General features: G+C 45.8%; 10 protein-coding genes. 2 read left to right on the top strand and 8 right to left on the bottom strand.

The genetic code is table 11. The annotated features are described in order from the left end of the window. Positions 1–48: 48 nt before the first annotated feature. The 3 genes from treF to BFC18_RS03205 form a co-directional block, all read right to left on the bottom strand. Entirely contained in the window at positions 49–1,584 is a 1,536-nt protein-coding gene (gene treF / locus BFC18_RS03215) for an alpha,alpha-trehalase TreF (protein ID WP_070123755.1), read from the bottom strand. A 12-nt stretch (positions 1,585–1,596) separates the two neighbouring features. Further along, entirely contained in the window at positions 1,597–2,838 is a 1,242-nt protein-coding gene (locus BFC18_RS03210) for an MFS transporter (protein WP_070123754.1), read from the bottom strand. Positions 2,839–2,985: 147 nt separating this feature from the next. Continuing rightward, positions 2,986–4,014, bottom strand: a complete 1,029-nt coding sequence (locus BFC18_RS03205; RefSeq protein WP_170826553.1) for a LacI family DNA-binding transcriptional regulator — start codon at positions 4,012–4,014, stop codon at positions 2,986–2,988. Positions 4,015–4,287: 273 nt separating this feature from the next. Here BFC18_RS03205 and BFC18_RS03200 point away from each other — a divergent pair, with 273 nt between their 5' ends. Next, the gene (locus BFC18_RS03200) at positions 4,288–6,549 is read left to right on the top strand and encodes a TonB-dependent receptor (protein WP_070123753.1); all 2,262 of its coding nucleotides are present in this window, start codon (positions 4,288–4,290) and stop codon (positions 6,547–6,549) included. Positions 6,550–6,602: 53 nt separating this feature from the next. On the opposite strand, the gene BFC18_RS03195 is transcribed toward BFC18_RS03200, so the two are convergent. The 3 genes from BFC18_RS03195 to BFC18_RS03185 all read right to left on the bottom strand — a co-directional run bounded on the left by BFC18_RS03195 (position 6,603) and on the right by BFC18_RS03185 (position 14,334). Further along, the gene (locus BFC18_RS03195; protein WP_070123752.1) at positions 6,603–8,072 is read right to left on the bottom strand and encodes a GAF domain-containing protein; all 1,470 of its coding nucleotides are present in this window, start codon (positions 8,070–8,072) and stop codon (positions 6,603–6,605) included. A gap of 2 nt (positions 8,073–8,074) precedes the next feature. Next, positions 8,075–12,550, bottom strand: a complete 4,476-nt coding sequence (locus BFC18_RS03190; protein ID WP_083272893.1) for an EAL domain-containing protein — start codon at positions 12,548–12,550, stop codon at positions 8,075–8,077. A 173-nt stretch (positions 12,551–12,723) separates the two neighbouring features. Beyond that, the gene (locus BFC18_RS03185; protein ID WP_070123751.1) at positions 12,724–14,334 is read right to left on the bottom strand and encodes a PAS domain-containing sensor histidine kinase; all 1,611 of its coding nucleotides are present in this window, start codon (positions 14,332–14,334) and stop codon (positions 12,724–12,726) included. A 204-nt stretch (positions 14,335–14,538) separates the two neighbouring features. Here BFC18_RS03185 and BFC18_RS03180 point away from each other — a divergent pair, with 204 nt between their 5' ends. After that, entirely contained in the window at positions 14,539–14,991 is a 453-nt protein-coding gene (locus tag BFC18_RS03180; protein WP_070123750.1) for a GNAT family N-acetyltransferase, read from the top strand. 89 nt (positions 14,992–15,080) lie between these two features. On the opposite strand, the gene BFC18_RS03175 is transcribed toward BFC18_RS03180, so the two are convergent. Beyond that, a complete protein-coding gene (locus BFC18_RS03175) occupies positions 15,081–18,029 on the bottom strand; it encodes a TonB-dependent receptor (RefSeq protein WP_170826552.1) in 2,949 nt (982 codons plus the stop codon). A gap of 519 nt (positions 18,030–18,548) precedes the next feature. After that, on the bottom strand, positions 18,549–19,355 hold an 807-nt coding region (locus tag BFC18_RS03170), incomplete at its 5' end, for a reverse transcriptase domain-containing protein (protein WP_245680317.1).

The following is a 19,355-nucleotide window of genomic DNA, read 5'->3' as shown; positions in this document are numbered from 1 at the left end:
GAGTAGTTGAATAATAAGGTTAAAGAGTCTCAGTGCATGAACAGCGACTCACTGCGTCGCTTTTTGCAATGCGAAAAACGCCTGAACGACTCCATTCGTCCAGCCAAAGCCATGCTGCACTTCATACTCTCCCCCTTTCGCGCTGGCAGTGGTATCAACTACATTGTATTTCTCCATAAGAGTGTGATGACACTGATAGTAATTATTCACCGTTTCGAGCCAGCGATTGGCAATCTCTTCTGCCAGTTCCATTTTTCCATACGCTTTCAGTGCTTCTACTGCAAACCACTGCAAAGGTGCCCAGCCGTTCGGTGCATCCCATTGCTGTGTAGTTTGATTCACGGAGGTCAGTAATCCGCCCTTTTGCAAAAACTGGGTTTGCAGTGCCTGGGCCACTTTGTCGGCCTGCTCACTGTTGGCGATGCCCGCAAATAAAGGTAACACGGTGCTCAACGCGTGAACTGACGATGGCTGCATCTGTTTATGATTAAAATCGACAAAGGCTCCCATGTCTTCTCGCCAGCAATATTTGTTGATGGCGTCGATACGGGCTTGCGCCTTCTGCTGCCAAACCTGCTTTTGTTCGTCGTCTTCACCATGCACATGTGCACTGAGCCGAGCGATAGTTTGCTCTAAAATCACCAACAAACAATTTAAATCAACAGGAATTAAGTCGGTTGTTTGAATGCTCAACAGTGATTCCGGATCAGCCAACCAGCGCGAACTAAAATCCCAACCGGATTCGCACGCCGCCCGAATGTTACGGTAAAACACTTGTGCGTCTGACTCTGACAGCCCTTGCGCTAATTCCACATCTTCACGATACGACTCGGGGCGCGGTGTCGCACTGTCATCCCAATAACGGTTAAGCAACTCTCCGTCGGGTAGCTTCACTGCCCGCTGTATTGCACCGGAGCCGGTAATTTCATCAGCGCCGTTCATCCAGAAGTGATGTTCTCGGATGAGGGCTTGTAAATAATAGCCATTGAGATCTTCCGGCTCTGCTTCGACGCCGTTTTTCTCAAGCAGAGAAATCATTAAAGCCAACACGGGCGGCTGAGAACGGCTTGAGTAATAGGTCCGACTCCCATTAGGGATAAGCCCCACCGACTGCTGCAAAGAAATGAAGTTATCGACCATACTTTGCACCTGCGCTTCATAGCCTGAACGCATTAATCCCAGAGAAGTAAAAAAACTATCCCAATAATAAATTTCCCGGAAACGTCCTCCCGGTACCAGATAATCGCAAGGAAGGGGCAGAAGTGAGCCAGCGGTTTGTGTTACCCCTTTACGGGTAAGTGCCGGCCAAAGCCGGGTAATATACGCTTGCAAATCTTCTGATTGCACTTCAGGTTCCTGCGGAGGAGTAGGAATAACGAAATGCATGTTTACAAACGCAAGCAGACTTTCGTTGTCTGCGGGTAGCTGTTCTTTATAGGCATTAAGAATTAGCGTGATGTCGCTTTTGGGCTCGGCATCAGCAAAGGTTTTACTATCGGCAAACAACCCCGCCATCTGAACCCGATGGAATAATTCACTAGAAAAAAATTGGTGACTTGATGCGAGATACGCAGAAACTTCCACAGGTACCCTCTCCTAAACAGCTGAAGCAGTCTGGTCTTTTTGAGAGACCTGACGAAACAAAAATATAGCGGCAATAATGCCGACAACAGGAACAAGCTGCATGTAAAAGGCGTGTTGCCCACCCATGTGCTCGAAAAGATAACCGGTAATAACAGAGCCCGTGGTGCCACCCAGGGCTGAAAACACAACAATCAATCCTGTCATTGCAGCTTGTTTGTGTGAATCCAGCGCACTCAACATGACCGAGTTGAGGATTGGATACAGCGGCGCCATGAGTAAACCGATCATGGGCAATATGAAAGCAGCCAGCGGTGCATCGCTAAGTTGAGTAATGCCGGTAGCCTGATGGCCTTCGGCCATTGGTAGCGTGATGATTATCAAGCCCCCCATGAGTACAGCGCAGCCCAGCAGAAATGGAAACCAGTTTATAAACCTGAGCACTTGCCCTGCGGCAAGGCGTCCAACCGCAATAGAGAGGGCGAATAAACTGGTGATTTGAACCGAAATATCTACAGGCAGGTGTAGTACTTCGTTGTTGAAAGTCGGCAACCAACTTCCGATGCCCTGCTCAATGAGTACATAAAGAAAAATGGAGACGACGAAAATGATAACCAGTGGCTGATACGCCAGCTTTAACATGCCGGTAAATGCCGCAATGGCAGACTGCTCACGCACTTTTTCATCGGCTGAAGGCACTGGAGCGACACAAACCAGCAATACGTTAATCGCTAACAGCGCGGCGAGCCAGTAATACACATTCATCCACACTGGCGAACCGGGATTGAGCGGATCGACAAATGCACTGAAGATCCAGTAACCGCTTAACACCCCCACCATGAATATTCCCTCAATGGTATTTAACAACGAGGAATGGGAGCGCGTATCAGACGACAGCAACCCTACCATGGCATACACCGACACTTTTATCAGCGCAAAGCCAGCGCCAATGCAGGCGAACAATGCTTTTATAGCAACGAACTCGCTAACAACAGGCGTGATTAAACAGGCCGCTGTAACCAGTAATAGTGCAGCCAGCATCGCAACCTTATAACCCAAACGGGGTACAAAAGACGCCACCAGAAAAGAAACAAAGGCGATGGTCAAGTCTTTGTATCCCTCTAGCGTTGCTGCCTCGGGCTTAGAAATATCGAACGTGTTAATGGACTGCAGGATCACGGTGCCTACACTATTGAGTAATATGGCAAAGGCAAAATAGCTGGCCGCAATGGCTGCAATCACAAGCAAACGTGGCATTTGTTTAATTCTCGTTAACAAATTGAATATCAGTGTAGTTTAGCCAGTGAAAAACATCATTGCAATCGTTTGCAATTCTAAAACTTAGCGATCCTAGCGAGATTGGATGTGAAATATTAAGAATATCAGAAAGATAAAAATTTTAGACTAAACAGACGATTTGCGAACCACGAGTTCAATGTCAATCACGTCTGAAAATGCGGGCTCACCATTAAGCTGATTAAGTAATTGCTCAACCATTTTATTGGCTGCATCACGGGTGTTCTGCCTAATGGTGGTTAACGCGGGGTGCAGCAACTCGGCCATCGCAATATCGTCAAAGCCAACAATCGCCACTTCACCGGGAATAGAAATATACCGCTCTTTCAATGCCTTAAGCGCACCTAGTGCAACCATGTCACTACAGGATACAATACCGTCGAAGTGTAAGCCCCGTTTTAGAATAGTCTCATTAACGGCGTTATAAGCCGCTTGGCTTGTGAGGTCGATGGGAAATACCAGAGTAGGATCAGCGGTTAAACCGGCAGCCTTATGGGCATCAAGATACCCCTGATAACGCTCATTCATTTCAGCGTGCCCGGTATCGCCCAGGAAAACCAATCGGGTATGGCCATTTTCGATGAGATGCTGCGCCGCCAACTTTCCGCCCAAGCGGTTATTGCTGCCGATTATCGGATAATTTGACTGCGTATTTGAGTCACCCCATACCACCAGCGGCGCCCCGGCCTTAGCGGCATCAATGGCTTTTTGCTCACTTTTTGCCTGCCCCACCACAATGATCCCGTCGGCGCGGCGACTGTTGATAAAGTAGTTGTACCAATCGTCTTTCGCCATAAAGGAATTCGACAGCAGTAGCTCGTAGCCTTTGTCGTTCAGGGCCTGATTTAAATCGCCAACCACTTTGAGCAGGAATGGGTCGTTAATGCTTTGCTCGGTATGCTCAATAAGATTAAGGATAACCGCGACTACGTTAGTTCGCTGCGTGCGCAAACGGCTTGCTGCCGCGTTAATACTGAAATTGTGCTCCTTGGCCAATGCCTGAATTCGCTCTCGGGTGGCCAATTTAATCACAGGATTATTATTCAGGGCCCGGGAAGCCGTTGATGTAGACACACCAGCAAGCTTTGCTAAATCAGACAATGTAAGGTTTCGCTCAGATTTCAAAACGCAGAACATGGTTAACAAGTGATGGCCGGACTATAGCCTTTTTTCCTTACCTTGCCCACATCCCCTGCGCTTATGACGTTGAGAAAAGCTGCTCGCATGGATTTTTTTGTTTTCGGTTAACCACTTACCGCGCCCCAATGTAAACACAATGATAAATATTTAAATATTTTTTGAAAAATACCTTTGCAATCGATTGCATTTTTTCGTACTTTTTACCGCGATAAGTTAACAGGATGAAGAAATTCACCTGCACGAATAACGAAAAAATACAGGACACTGAGCATGAAAACCTCCCTTTCCACACTGTCTCTGGCCATTATTGGCGCACTCGGCCTAAGCACCGTTGCTTTTGCCCAGGAAGACACAGAAACTACACAAACCGAAACCAATGAATTTGAACGTATTGTTGTGACCGGACTGCCGGGCGGAACCCCAACCCGTAAAGTAGATACCAGCTTTGCGATCACCAATATGTCAGAAGAAGATATCAAACGACTTGCCCCTAAGAGTACAGCTGATATTTTCAAAGCCGTTCCGGGCGTGTGGGCGGAATCTTCAGGCGGTCAGTCTGGCGCGAACATTTTCGTTCGTGGCTTTCCGGGTGGTGGTGATGCCCCATTCGTTACCCTTCAATTGCAAGGTGTTCCTGTATTTACTCCTCCTACACTGAGCTTCCTGGAAAACTCCACACTGTTCAGAATGGACGAAACAATTTCATTCATGGATGCCCTTCGCGGTGGCCCTAACTCGGTGCTTTCCAACGGTCAGCCCGGCTTAACGTCAAACTTCATACTAAAAGAAGGCTCTGAAGAAACTGAAGGCTTAATTAAATATACGGGTTCCGACTACAACTTGAAGCGTGTAGATGGCCTGATCAGTGGTGAACTTGCTGAAGACCTCTATTTCATGGCCGGTGGTTATATTTACTCGTCTCCTGGCATTCGCGATACGGGTTTCGATACGGAAAACGGTAAGCAATTCACGGTAAATATCACCAAAGAGCTCGATAATGGTAAGTTCTCTGTGTTTACCCGAGTAACTGATGATCACGGCATCTGGTATCTGCCTAGTCCGCTAAACGTGGACGGTGTCGACAACGCTTATGTGCAGCTCGGCACGCTGAACCGTCAATCGCAAATCCAATTTGGCCCCGATGGCGAAACCATGAATGTTGATCTGGGTAACGGTCGAGGTTGGAACGGCTCGGTATCGGGCGGTAGCCTGCAACTTGACCTGGGTAACGGCTGGTCGTTGTCTGATAAGTTTGGCTATACCAAAGGTGATGCAAACACCTACGGCATGGTGCCGGAAGGTGGTGCGGTTAAACTGGCAACCGTAGCAGATAATGGCACGTCGGCCACAGGTGCTGTAACGGGAGCTGAATATAACGGTGATACCGATGTTCAGATGTTTGGTAGCTGGGTAGTGTTAAAAGAAATTGAGGGTCTGACTAACGACCTCACTTTCAGCAAAGACTTTGGCAAAGGCGAGCTGACCTTCGGTTATTTTGCCAGTTCCTTTTCTTCTGATGACTGGTGGTCTATCGGTAATCAATCTTACTACGTTGTGGGTAACGGCGGCGAACTGCTAACCGGTATCGACTGTAACGATAACGCCGACAGCTGTGCCTGGAACTATGATATTGCCAGCACCGGCGACGGTTCTACCAATGCATTCTATGTCGCGGCAGACTATAAACTTACCGACGAACTCACCATTGACGTGGGCGTACGCAGTGAAAAACACGAAGTACAATACACTGTAGATGAAGGCTTAAACGGTGCGGCAAACAAATCGGTAGACTACAGCAAAAGCGACATTGCCTGGACGGCTGGCGCTAACTGGCAGTTTGAAAAAAATCAGGGCGTGTTTTTCCGGGCCAGTGAAGGCTTTAAAATGCCTTACTTCGATGATTTCCGCGATAACTATGGCGCGTTCTCATCAGGTGAAGACTTGATTCAGAAAGTGACACAGTATGAGTTGGGCTATAAAAAAGCAGAACAGAACTACAGTGTTTACCTGACCAGCTTCTTCAACGAAGTGCAAGGCGACACCTTTGTGGCTTACCCGAATGCGCCCGTTGAAACCATGACCAACGAAGCTTACGGTGTAGAATTCGATGCTGCCTATTATGCCGACAATGGCTTCTCCATTACGCTCAACGCCACGATTCAGCAAACCGAAATTACAGAAAGCCCGGACAATAACGGCAATGAAGCCCAGCGTCAGCCTGGTTGGCAGGTACGCTTGACTCCAAGCTACGACTTTATGATCGATGACATCGAATCTACGATCTATGCCAACATTTTTGCGGTTGGCGATCGATTTGGTGACAACGGTAATCAGGTTGTGCTGGAAGGTTATGAACAAATCGACCTGGGACTGAATGTATTCTTGTCTGAAAATCTGGAACTGCAGCTGAACCTGCAAAACCTGACTGACGAAGATGGCCTCACTGAGGGTGACCCGCGTAACCCGTCTTCACCGAATGGACGTTACATTCTGCCGCGTAATGCGACCTTTAGTGTGAGTTATCGTTTTTAATCGATAATTCGAGTAACCAGACAATGGCCAGGCACTTTTGCCTGGCCTTTTTGTTATCTAAGAGTGGGATGTCGCAGCCCGAGAATGACTGCGCGAATTTTCTTCGCCATCAGTACATCCAGCTTACTCCATGGAGCGCTTTCATCACCTGAGGTTTCAGACCACTTTTTAAATGAGTTTCGTGGCTTAATTAATCCGTTATCACCTTCTTTGAGCAGCGACTTGTCGGGATTGCCTGCCCAGTTGTTTGTAATGACTTCAGGCTGACGCAGAATCACAATCGTGATACCTGAACGCTCAAAACTCTGACGTATTACCAGCGCGCCACGAATAGGAAAGTTCGCTGATGGTTGCGCAATATACTCACGAATATCGGTGATGTCAGTCACATTCCCGAGTAAATGTTTATCAACTGCATATTTCAATAAGACCAAATATTCCCGCCAGGATGACAAACCACAGAACTCAACGCGTTCATCCTGAAATACTGCAACCCCTTTGCACCTGAACATCGTTTTAATAGACTCTGCCACTATATCTAAACGGGCATCGTCGTCTGCATATGCTTCTGTAAGGGCTAGACTAAGACGGCTGATATCCGCTTCAGCAATTCTTAACCACTTCAATCGTTCACCCGCAATAAAGGCTCCAAAGCTACTGCTGAAAGAAGCGACTAAACGCTCGGTTTCATTTCGCTGCGTTACGTCAACCTTTAACGACGTAGGATGATGGCAGGCAATCAGCCCCCACAGTTCTCCGGATACAATAACCGGGATAGAAAGCGATGCTTGCACCTGCATATTGCTTAGATATTCTATGTGCACTGGCGAAACACTGCGTAAATCTGAATAAGTTAAATCCGGTACACTTTCTTCCAGACTTACAATATCCACGGCTTCGGAATTCGTACTAGGAATAATTCTCGAGGGATTGAGAAAATAAAGCCTTCTGGCAATAGCAGGGATGTCTGAGGCGGGGAATTTTAGGCCCTGATATAAGGTGCGGTTATCTTTACTGGCTTCCGAAACAACCTCGCCAATCCAACTTTCCTCGAATCGATAAAGCATTACCCGATTAAACGGTAAATACTGATTAATGACCGTAGTTAAATAATTAAAATAATCCTGCTCTGTCCAATCTCCCTGAAGTGAGCGATATGAGATTGCATCATGATGTGAATAGCGAGAGGTAGAAGCACTCCGCTCCTGTAATTCAATTTCTACATTGATCGCGTTGTCCGCACGAATTACCCGAAAATACAGCGGCTCCCCTGCCCTATTGTTTTTGATATCTAATAAGCGAGAGCCAAGAACATCCGGCAAATCAGACAATGCCCCTAAGGGAAACCAAGGTAATTCTCTTATCGACTTCCCAAGTACATCTTCGAAAGGAACATCACAGAACTGGGAAATATTCTTACTGACATGAGTAACCAAATTTGTTGACTGGTCAATGCGCAAAAAAGCCCCAAAGGGCTGAATCTGCCCTGATAGGTGGAGCTTTTCTAACTCGCATTGTTCCATAACTATCCTGTGGACTTGATCAACTCTCGAAACTCTTTGGCAGGCATAGGACGGAAGAAGTGATAACCCTGTACAACATCACAATTTTCCTGTCGCAGAATGTGCAACTGCGCTTCTGTCTCCACCCCCTCGGCAACCACTTTTAAACCCAGCGCATGGCCCATTCGAATAATCGTTCTGGTAATGGCACGATCATCTTGTTCTTCTACCATGCCACGAATAAAGCTTTGATCAATCTTTAACTCATTTATCGGCAGTTTACGTAAATAAGTTAGTGATGACTGACCCACACCAAAATCATCTACGCTAATACTCATGCCCATATCACTCAGCATACTAAGCGTTTCGATGCTTTTCTCTACCTTCTCCATCAAGGCGGTTTCAGTTACTTCGATGGTAAACACTTCCGGTTTAACGCAGAAGTCATCCAGCAGCAATTTGGCCTGAGTAATAAAGCGATTATTTTTTAGCTGTTTCGAAGAAACATTAACAGAGATGTTGGGAACACTTAACCCATCATCCTGCCAACTGCGTACGTCTGAGAGAACCTTAGACAATACATGCAGTCCTATTTCATCAATAAGCCGCCCTTTCTCAGCGACTTCAATAAAGGTGCTCGGCGATATGAGCTCAAGTGCGCCATTGTGGCCTCGCAATAATGCTTCAGCACCGATCACATTACCTGTTTTTGTATCGACTTTGGGCTGATAAACCACTTCAAACAGGCTTTCTTTTAAAGCATCTCGCAACGACTGCTCTATTTGCATCTTTTCTTCAGCATCGCTGCGCATCTGCTCAGTAAAGTATTGATACTGATTACGGCCGAGCTCCTTGGCCCGGTACATTGCCGTATCGGCATTTTTCAATAACGCGAAATTCGTGTCACCGTCGGCGGGATAAATAGCAATACCCATACTGGCCGAGACAAAGAGTGTGTGTTCAATAATTTCAAAGGGGGAACTTAATGTCTTGATAATGCGGTCAGACACGTCCTTTATTTCGCTTAGCTCTTCAGCACTCACTACCGCAACAAATTCATCGCCACCCATACGGGCAAGAATATCGGTATCCCTAATGCATTTACGCAAACGCTTAGCCACCTGACGAAGTAGCTCATCACCGATATCATGGCCAAGGCTGTCGTTGATATTTTTAAAATCATCGAGGTCGAAAAACAACACGGCACATAACGTCTCCTGACGTCGAGCATGGCTGAGCATCAGATCTAACCGTTCCATCAGCAGATTGCGACTTGGCAATTTGGTCAGTTCATCGTGGGTTGCCAGAAACTCTATTTTGCGCTGCACGCTTTTTATTTCGTTAATATCGCTATAAGTGGCGACGTAATTCACTACGCTACCACTGGCATCTTTCACCACATTGATGGTTAGCCACATGCTAAGCTCTTCACCTGACTTCCTTCGATTGATAATTTCGCCCTGCCAATACCCCATGGTTTCCAGCGCGAAATACATGTTTTCAAAGAACCCGTCGGAGTGCTGTCCGGAAGCTAGCTTGCGAGGATTTAATCCAGAAAGCTCACTGATTGAATAGCCAAGGAAATCGGTAAAAGCTTGATTAGCAGTAACAATATTTGCATCGCTGTCGGTAATAAGAATAGCTTCACCTGCGCGGTCAAATAATTTTCCGGCAAGTTTAAGTTGTTCATTGGCATGCCGCGCACCGGAAATGTCGTTCGCCTGAGTACACACCGACTTTATTGTCCCTTCGCTATCGAATATCGGAAAGCGCACGCTTTCTAATATTACTTTCCCCTTGGGACCAAATACTTCGTCAACAGTTTTGCGCGGCAACAGCGTTCGCATAGTCTCTAAATCGCGCTCGCGCAGATCTCTAGCTACCGCCTCATCGAACAACTGCTTGTCGGTTTTTCCAATAACCTCTTCGTTATTTAAGCCAAACAGCTCTTCAAAGCGAGCGTTAACAAACTCGTAGCGACCGGTGGAGTCTTTCAATGCCACCAGCGACAACGAGTTATTCATAATAGCCAGTAACTGCTCCTGACTTTTCTCTACCCGATTGTGCGCTTTCGCAAGTTCAGAATTGTTAATTAGCGCTAATATGAGGCAATTCGATTTATTATCGATACCAGTCACGGGGGTAATAAACACGTTATACGTTTCGTCGATTGCAGGCTGAATGATAAAGTTCATTTTCCCGCCACCGCTGAGTGTTTCACGCATACGCTTTTCTATGTCAGTGAAATAATCAGGGAGATTCATGTCATGGATAGATTTTTTATAAATACCCACATTTAGATGATATTTTCGGTTCGCCACATCGTTGCTGCGTTTAAGTCGCAGCTCGGTATCGAAAACAAAAATTGGGAAATCAATCGTGTTATAGGTACTTTCCAGCTCCATATTGATCATAGAAAGCTCTGAAGTCTTGCGTGCGTTTTCTTCATTTACGCTAAGCAATTCTTCATTGGTGGAGTGCAGCTCCTCGTTCGTGGCTTCCAACTCTTCGTTGTTTGCCTGCAACTCTTCATTGGCGGCCTGCACTTCTTCATTCAGCGCTTGCATTTCCTCTGCAGACGCTGCCATTTCTTCTGTCAGTGTTTGCAATTGCTCGCGGGCAGCAAGTAACTCTCCAACATCTTCGCTTTGGGTATTTAATTGATGATCGGTGGTATTTTTCCCTTTTGAGAAATGCACCAGAAAACGTTCTGACTCGATACCGTAAACGGGCATGATTGTCATGTACCATTGATCATCAGAGCCAGTTTCAATGGCATGAGAGTGACCTTTCACCTTATCTCCTGTGCGTTTTGCTTTTGCAACGCCTGCAACCAGTTCTGCCGAAAAAGCATGAGCAATAAGCTTAGTCAGGTTCGATTCTGGTGCACCATCAGGAATATGAATAAACGGTTTGATGTTGCCGTGATTTTGTAACACCTTAAAATTTTCGTTGATGAGCATACACGGGCTTGCGAGCACCAACGCCGCTTCTATCAGTGCGGCTTTATTGTAATCCACAGCATTCACCTGTTTTGCAGGCTGTCTTTCTATCTGTGCCCCCATTCTGGGCAAACTGGGCTTTTCTGTCGCTAAACTGGCTCTAAATATGCGGGATTTTCGATCTACAGGCACGAACAACTCATCTTTCAGTCCGATTGATTCGGATTTACCTAAAAATAGGATCCCACCGGTATTGAGTGCATACCTTAGGATAGACAGTACGCGGGCCTGTAAATCGACATTGAAATAAATCATGACGTTGCGAAACGTCACCATATCAAGATGAAGAAAAGGCGGATCACGGGTAATGTCTTGTCTGGAAAAGGTAATGCGCTCTCGCAACTTCTTCTTAGCGGTATACGTGTTGCTACTATAGTGAAAGTACTTTTCCAGAATATCGTTGTCTACTGCATTAACAGCATGTGCGCTGTAACACCCTTTTCTGGCAATTTGTAACGCCTGATCATCAATATCGGTAGCAAAAACTCTTAAATCTGAGGTTTTATTTTGTTTCTTTAATTCGTCGATGAACAAAATAGCGATAGAATACGCTTCTTCTCCGGTAGCACAGCCCGGCACCCATACTCTTATGCTATCTTCATTTTTCTTATCTCTGACTATTTCACTGATATAGTACTTGATGTCTTTGAATGCGGTGCTATCTCTGAAGAAATTAGTCACTGATATCAATAGCTCTTTTGAGAGTGCATGTATTTCTTCACTATTCTCTTGGAGGAGCTCAAGATAGGCTTCAAGTGTTGCCGTATTGGTGTAAATTACTCGACGATTAATCCGTCGCAACAGCGTTGAGCGTTTATAAAATCCAAAATCTATCTTGGTTTCTGCGCGAATCAGTTCAAACATAGTGTTTAGCAACTTTTCCCGCTCATCATTCGATGTTGGAAGAAAGTCATCACTGATATTATTAACGAAATTCGCCACTTCGTTAGCCATCGCATCCGGTGAAACAATTTTGTCTACGGGCATAGCTGAGATAGCGGATGAAGGCATGCCATCGTATTTCGCCGAGTCAGGGTCTTGCACAATGGTGAAGCCGCCCACACTTTTAACCGCCTTTAATCCGAGCGTGCCGTCGCTACCCGTTCCGGAGAGAATAATTCCGATGGCATGGTCACCAATTTCATCGGCAAGACTTTCTAGTAATATATTGACCGATGGCTTTGGTGAAATTTGTACGGGTTCATTTTGCAGGTAGATATGACCGTTGCGATATCGAATATGATTGCCTGAAGGCGCAATATAGATTTTGCCTTTTTCTACACAACAGCCGTCGGTGATTTCAATGACGGGGAGTGGAGTTTCTCTAGACAGGATTTCTGCCATCTGGCTTTTATGGTTAGGCGACAGGTGTTGGGCAATGATAAAAGATACATTTAATTCCGGCGGAATACTGCTTACTAGCTCAATAAGTGCTTCAATACCGCCCGCTGAAGAGCCTATGCCAGCGATAAAAGGTAAGCTGGTATCGTGAACCATTACTGTCTCCCTCAGTAACTGCACGTTTAAACAGTCACCCTCTCCGTTTGATTTTGATTAGAATTTTTATATTCCTAATTTCAACGAGAATGTTGAATTTATACTATGCTATACGACGGTTTGCATCGCCACTCATTTATCGTACTCAATATACGAAATTTAGTAACATTTCACTAATAAGCTGTGTTCTTCGCACGGAATTTAATGGCAAACTCCACCCCTTCTCCTTCAACACTGGTACATTTAATACTGCCACCGAGGGCGCTGGTAATGATGTTATAAGTGATGTTGAGCCCTAACCCCGTACCGCCCTTTCCACGATTAGTGGTAAAAAACGGGTCGAATATTTTCTGCAAATTTTCTTTGCTGATGCCTTTGCCGTCATCTTTATATAAGATCGAAATTTCACCTTCTTCGTGCTCACGAACTTGCAGATAGATGCTGCCGCCAGTACCTTCGCTAAACCCGTGATTGATGGAGTTAACAATCAAGTTAGTTAACACTTGTGCGAGTAAGCCGGGGTTAGTCATGATTTGAATGTCATCTGGGCAATCCAGCGACACCTCGGCTTGGCCTTTTCTGATAACGGAAGCCAAGCTTGAAATCACCTCTTCACAATACACCTTAAAGTTAATCTCCCGATCTTCTTCCGATGTTTGGTCTACGGCAACCTGCTTAAAGCTTTTCACTAACTGTGCCGTGCGCTGCAGGTTCTTCTTTACCAATTCCGAAAGCTCGTTAGCCATTGAAAGGAATTCCTCGAAGTCGTCCTCCGTGATGGCCCCTTCCTCGTACCGCTGTGCGATATCCCGGCTTTCCTCCATGAGTTGTGTTGTGCCGGTTAGCGCGATTCCCACCGGGGTGTTAATTTCATGGGCGACGCCGGCTACCAGCGATCCCAAACTTGCCATTTTTTCCGATTCAACCAGCTTCTCCTGTGTCTGCTGCAGGTTTTCCAGCATATCTTCCAGTTCGTGGTTTGATGTTTTTACTTCATCGAAGCTCCGTTGAAGCGCAATTTCCAGTTCCTTCTTCTCTGAAATATCCCGGGTACTCGCATAGAGTACTTCCTGATCTTCAACCGTGATCTTAAACAACACAATTTCACACCAGAACTCAGTGCCGTCTAGCTTCTGATGCATCCACTCAAAACGTATCTTCCCTTCTGAGAAAGCGGTCTGGATAATTGTCGTCGCTTTGTTCAGTGATGTTTGACCATCGGGCTGGTATTCAGGAGAAATATCGATGGGCGTAATGCCAATGACTTCGCTTTTCTCCTTGAAACCAAACAGCTCGACAAAGGCCGGATTACAATCGATGTAGGCTTCTTTGGTTAACAGGCACAAGCCATCTAATGAATCATTAAACAGGGTTTCGAAGGTGAGCTTTTGCTTGTGCGTTTCGAGTTCGAGCAACTTCTTCTCGGAAATATCCCGCCAACTGGTATGAATCACATCTTCACCATCCAGCGTCATTTTTGTCAGTAGCACATCAGCCCAGAACTCCGTACCATCAACTTTTATATGCACCCACTCGAAGCGGGTACATCCTAATTCGATACATTGACTAATCATTATTTCTGCTTTTTCAGCAGATGGCATGCCGTCGGGTTGAAATGGCGGGGAGAACTCCGCAGGCGTTTGACCAACAAATTGTTCAGGCCGTGTTGCGCCAACGATATTCAGCATTGATTGATTACAATCGACAAAAATGTCGTTTTTAAGAATTGCCAGCCCGTCCATGGAGTCTCTGAATACAGTTTCAAACCCACTCTGATCACTCATCTTTTACTTTCCATTCGGTATATCGCTTAGCGCCATCAACAAAGCCTCATTGACAGTGAATTTACGCGTTCATTACGAGACAGGATTACCAATAAAACCTAGCAGAGCAGCGCGAAATCGCCAGTATTTACAGGCCTGGATGATGGTGACGCGCCGATTAAAGACTGTTACAGTCACTGCAACATTCGTCACAGGTTTAAAGTAATGCTTACTTGGCAAGCCATTCATTTTTCAGACTTATCTACACGTCAGCTCTTTAACATTATGAAAGAACGGGTTGATGTCTTTGTGGTGGAACAAAGTTGCCCGTACCCGGAGCTGGATGAAAAAGATATCCATCCCGATACAATTCATCTTGTGGGTTTTGCCAACAATGAGATAGCCGCTTACGCCCGTTTGTTGCCGCCAGGATTGAGCTTTCCCTCGGTGAGTATTGGACGTGTATTAACGGTAGCCCGTCATCGCGGAAATGGACTGGGGCACGAACTAATCAGTAAAGCCCTTGAAGTATGCAAGCAAACATGGCCGGGATTAAGCATTGAAATCGGCGCTCAGGAATATCTCGCCGCCTATTATAAAAAGTATGGTTTCGAAGCCACGTCCACCATGTATCTGGAAGATGGTATTCCGCATATTGATATGATATTGACGAAGTGAAGGTTGAAGGTTTGATCACAGCATAGAAAAAGCCGGTCGTAATACTCACAACCGGCTTCCAACGTTGTCAGATAAAAAGTCTTTATCGATCAGAAGGTAAGACGAGCGCCCAGATAGAAACGTCTAGGCTCTACCCAGTCGATATCTTCACCGAACTCATACCCTAAATCTCCGGCCACAACGTCCATTTGTTGAATGCCCGCTTGGTCGTCAAGCACGTTAAAGATATCCAGGAAGAATTCTGCTTTGGCAAAATCAAATTCATAAGTGTATTTCACCCGAACATCCAAGGTACCGTACGAGTCACTTTCCTGACTACCCACGACGCCTTCTTGCGCCCAGCGGTCGCTGTAACCACCAAAGTCATAAGCTTCATCTACACGTAAAGGGACATGACGGCTGTACAAAAGAGAAGTGGCACTGTAGGTGAAACCTGAATTCCAGTTATACACTGCCCCGACTTCAATACCATTGTCGAAATAGTAAGTACCATAAGCTTTGAACAGGTACTCAATATTACCCGGCTGATCACCATACATGCCCGGCGCACGAGGGTCCATCCAGATTAAGTCACCCTGTAAGTCAGCATTACTGTCTGAATTGGTGTTACCCGCTGCATCGTTGTAGGTCAATGACGCATAAGCCTGCCAGTTATCAATACGATTACGTCGGAAAGAAATTTCATAACCCTTATAATCGCGCTCACCGCCTTCTAATGTGGCAATAACGTAGTTAGATTCAGGAATTTCATCGTAACCGAAGTAAGACAATGGCAGTTCCAGCGACGTACCCGCAAGATCCTGTGTATATACGCCCAGGTCGTAGTCTTCGAGGATATCACGTGTTTTACGTTCAGTGTAGGTTACTTCGACTGCGTACTCTTCGTTAAGCGCAGTAGCATAACCAATCATGTACTCGTCGGTATAAGGTGTTTTTGTGGTTGGCGCGAAAAACGCATCCTGACCACTCTCGCCCCCACGGGTACGGAATGTTAACCAACGGTCGCCCGCATAGATTTGCTCTTCACGAACCGGCCCTGTCACGTTACCAGCAAAATTTGTCATGTTGGTACGAACAGGATCGTAGTAACGACCGTAAAAACCAAATACCTTGCTGGCGCCATCACCGAACAAGTCATAAGACAAGCTTAGACGCGGTGCGATTTCCCAGTCGAAAGTGGCAATCTTGGCATCGTTAGACCCATAGTGTTCCCACTTTTCAGCACGAATACCGGCGGTAATAGATAGCTGATCCAATGTAAGCGTGTCTTGAACGTATGCCGTTTGCCCTTCACTTCTCATTTCTACCGGTGCTGTTTGCGTCATGATTATACGATAAACATTAACATCGCCGGTGGGGTTGCCTGCCGTACTATTGAATACCAAACTCGCCAGCTCGTCAGAAGAAATAACGCCAGTGCCGTCTGAGTCGAGCAGTCCCTGGTAATAGCTGTAATCAGCTGAACCTTCCATGTTTTCGATGATGCGTGCGTAGTCGCCTTCGGAAAGGTCGATAGTCCCCTGCCACCCAATACCTGAAGTGTAGCTTCCCAGCGTGGCACCAGCGCTGTTTGCGCCAATTGAAGTGTACTGACCATCACCTGTATAAGTCGAGTCTTGCTCCAGGGTATTTTTTACTAAACCATAACCGGCTTCGATGGTGTGCAGGCCATAGGAAGTGTCGTAATAGTAAGTAAGATCAGCGTTGTATTGTTCTCGATTACGATGCTGCTCGTTGTTGGTTCCCAGCCCACCCTGGTCCGTTTCTTCCTGGGTAGCATCGTAATTCAGATAAGCGATATCATTTCGGGTGTCAGTATACGCGGCGTTAACGGAGCTCTCTTTTTCATGTTTTGATGCCTTTAACGAAACAATCAAATCATCCCATGAGTGAGAGTATTCAATTTTGTAGTTGTCACCGCCGTATTTATTTGAAGAGTCGCGGTTGTTTAATACATTAGGATCGCTCGAACCGGAGACTTCTCGCGGATCGTTAAACCAGGAAACTTCCAGCATATCGCGATCGGAGGCTTGCCATGTGAGCTTAAAAAAGCCCAAATCAGAATCTTCTTCTACTGAACGAGCGAAAATACCGTCCTCGGTATACAAATCGTCTTGTCGATTTTTCTTTTGATAGGAGGCAAAAAACCACAGTTCATCTTTGATAATCGGACCACCGAGGGTAACGGCCGTATCGTATGTTGAGAATTGCGCACCTTCTGTGTGATCGTTGTCACCTACCAGGCTGTCGTTCTGCAGATAATAGTTCACCGAACCACTGAATTCATTACCGCCAGACTTGGTATTTACGATAGAAACCAGACCGGTACCACCCGCATACTTTGCAGGAATACCGCCGGTGAGTACCCGCTGTTCCTGAATAATTTCTGAGTTGATATTCGAACCGAAGCCACCTGAGTTCGCATCCGTGGTATCGATGCCGTCGAGATAGTAAACGTTATCGCTGGAGCTTCCTATCGTTCCCCCAATATCGGAATAGTTCACACCCGATTTAGACGATGGGTTACCAGAAGCTGAAGGCTTGGTACCGGGTGCAAGTTGGAGATAGCTTTGATAATCACGACCGGTAGGTAACGATTCGGTCAGATCTAACGTAATATCCATACCAACCGTAGATGACGTGGTATCGATATAGGTAGCCGTCCTGCTGCCGGTTACGGCAATTTTTTCATAGTCTTGCTCGGAGGTGGCAAGGATATAATCGAGTTCGAAAACCTTATCCGAAACAACGATGACATTCTCTTTATTGACGGTGAGGTAACCATCCTCTTCAATTGAGATTGTATAGTTGCGTGCGGGGTCTAACGCAGCAACGCGAAGTAAACCATTCTCGTCTGTCGTCGCGGTTCTTGATGTAAGTGTGTCAGGAGATTTAACCGATACGGTTGCACCTGCTACAGGTAAGCCATCTGAATTCGTCACCTGAATTTTTAATGTACCACCTGCTGCATAAACCTGGCTTGATAATGCCAACAAGCTTGCAACACTTGCTGCCACGAGTGTTTTTCTGTGTTTCATTATTATTTCCCTGTAGTTATTTATTAACTTTTGCTTTTTATTATTTTTATTTTGTGTCCAGGTTCACACATTTATAATTATCGCTGGCATTTTTAATTGTCAATCAGCAATGTAAAGATCGAGCAAAATAAAATCAAAAAAGCATTTCTACCTCAGAAAAAACGCACTTTAACTTTTTTAATCTTTTTTGCTTTTAGATTATTTACCGACTAGGAAAAGTTTATTAAATCCAAATGAAATATCATTAAAAACATATATATTCATACACTTATAATTTTCATCTAACTTTATAACTTGATTCTTCCGAAGGGATTAAATGTTACTTAATAGTTTATTAATCAATGTAGACCAAGACAAAGCTCTTATTGATAATTTTTAGAGAATCATTCTGATAACACTTTTAAAACAATTAATAATATTTATTCTAGATTCTGAAAACATCGAGTAGGGTGAGGCATCACCGCCTCATCCCTCTCACAGAACCGTACGTACGGGCCTCGTATACGGCTCCTGTACAGTTTATCCAGCGTAATTGCTGGGCACATTTCCCGTTCTAACGTCTTCCAGATTCACCAGTCCAAGTTCGTTAAACCAGCTGTTTGGCATCGCGTAGCTTGCCAGTGGGCTTCTTGCGCTGCGCCAACTCGTCATGCTCATGGACGCGAACTTGCCTTTGTAGCCCCGCTGTCGTAGCCAGCGATGCAGGCGGCTCGCCTTTTTCCATAACTTCAGTTGAACACTGCGCAGTCTGCGTCTCAGCCAACTCGCGATTTGCTTGAATGCCCTGCTGGCATTGGCAATCCTGAAGTACTGGCTGAACCCTCTTAGCAGTGGATTCAGTCTGTTGATGACATGTGACAACGGTTTTCCCCCGTTGCGTTTTGTCATCTCCTTTAGCTTCATTTTGAACAATGCCAGTTTCTTCGCTTGGATTCGGGTATATTTCGTCCCGATTTCCACACCAAGGAACCTGACACCCGCATCACTGTGTGTGATGTGGGTTTTCTCTGTGTTCACGGTCAGCTTCAGTTTACCTTCAAGGATTTGGGTCGCTTGTCGTTGCGCATTCTCTGCCGCTGAACGACTGCGACACAAGATAAGAATATCATCAGCGTAGCGCACTATGCGGTGGCCACGTTGCATCATCTCCTTATCAAACGCATCCAGATAGATGTTCGCTATCAAGGGGCTGATTACCCCACCTTGCGGACTCCCTGTGTCTGTCTGCTGCCAATGGCCTTCAACCATCACCCCACTTGTTAAGAACTGGCTGATTAAGCGCAGCACGCTACCATCACGCACCCGCCGTTTAATGCTTTCTATGAT

The sequence above is a fragment of the Alteromonas confluentis genome (assembly GCF_001757105.1).
Taxonomy (GTDB): Bacteria; Pseudomonadota; Gammaproteobacteria; order Enterobacterales; family Alteromonadaceae; genus Alteromonas; species Alteromonas confluentis.
The sequence above is the reverse complement of the archived record's forward strand: the minus strand, read 5'-3'. Positions and strand labels throughout refer to the sequence as shown.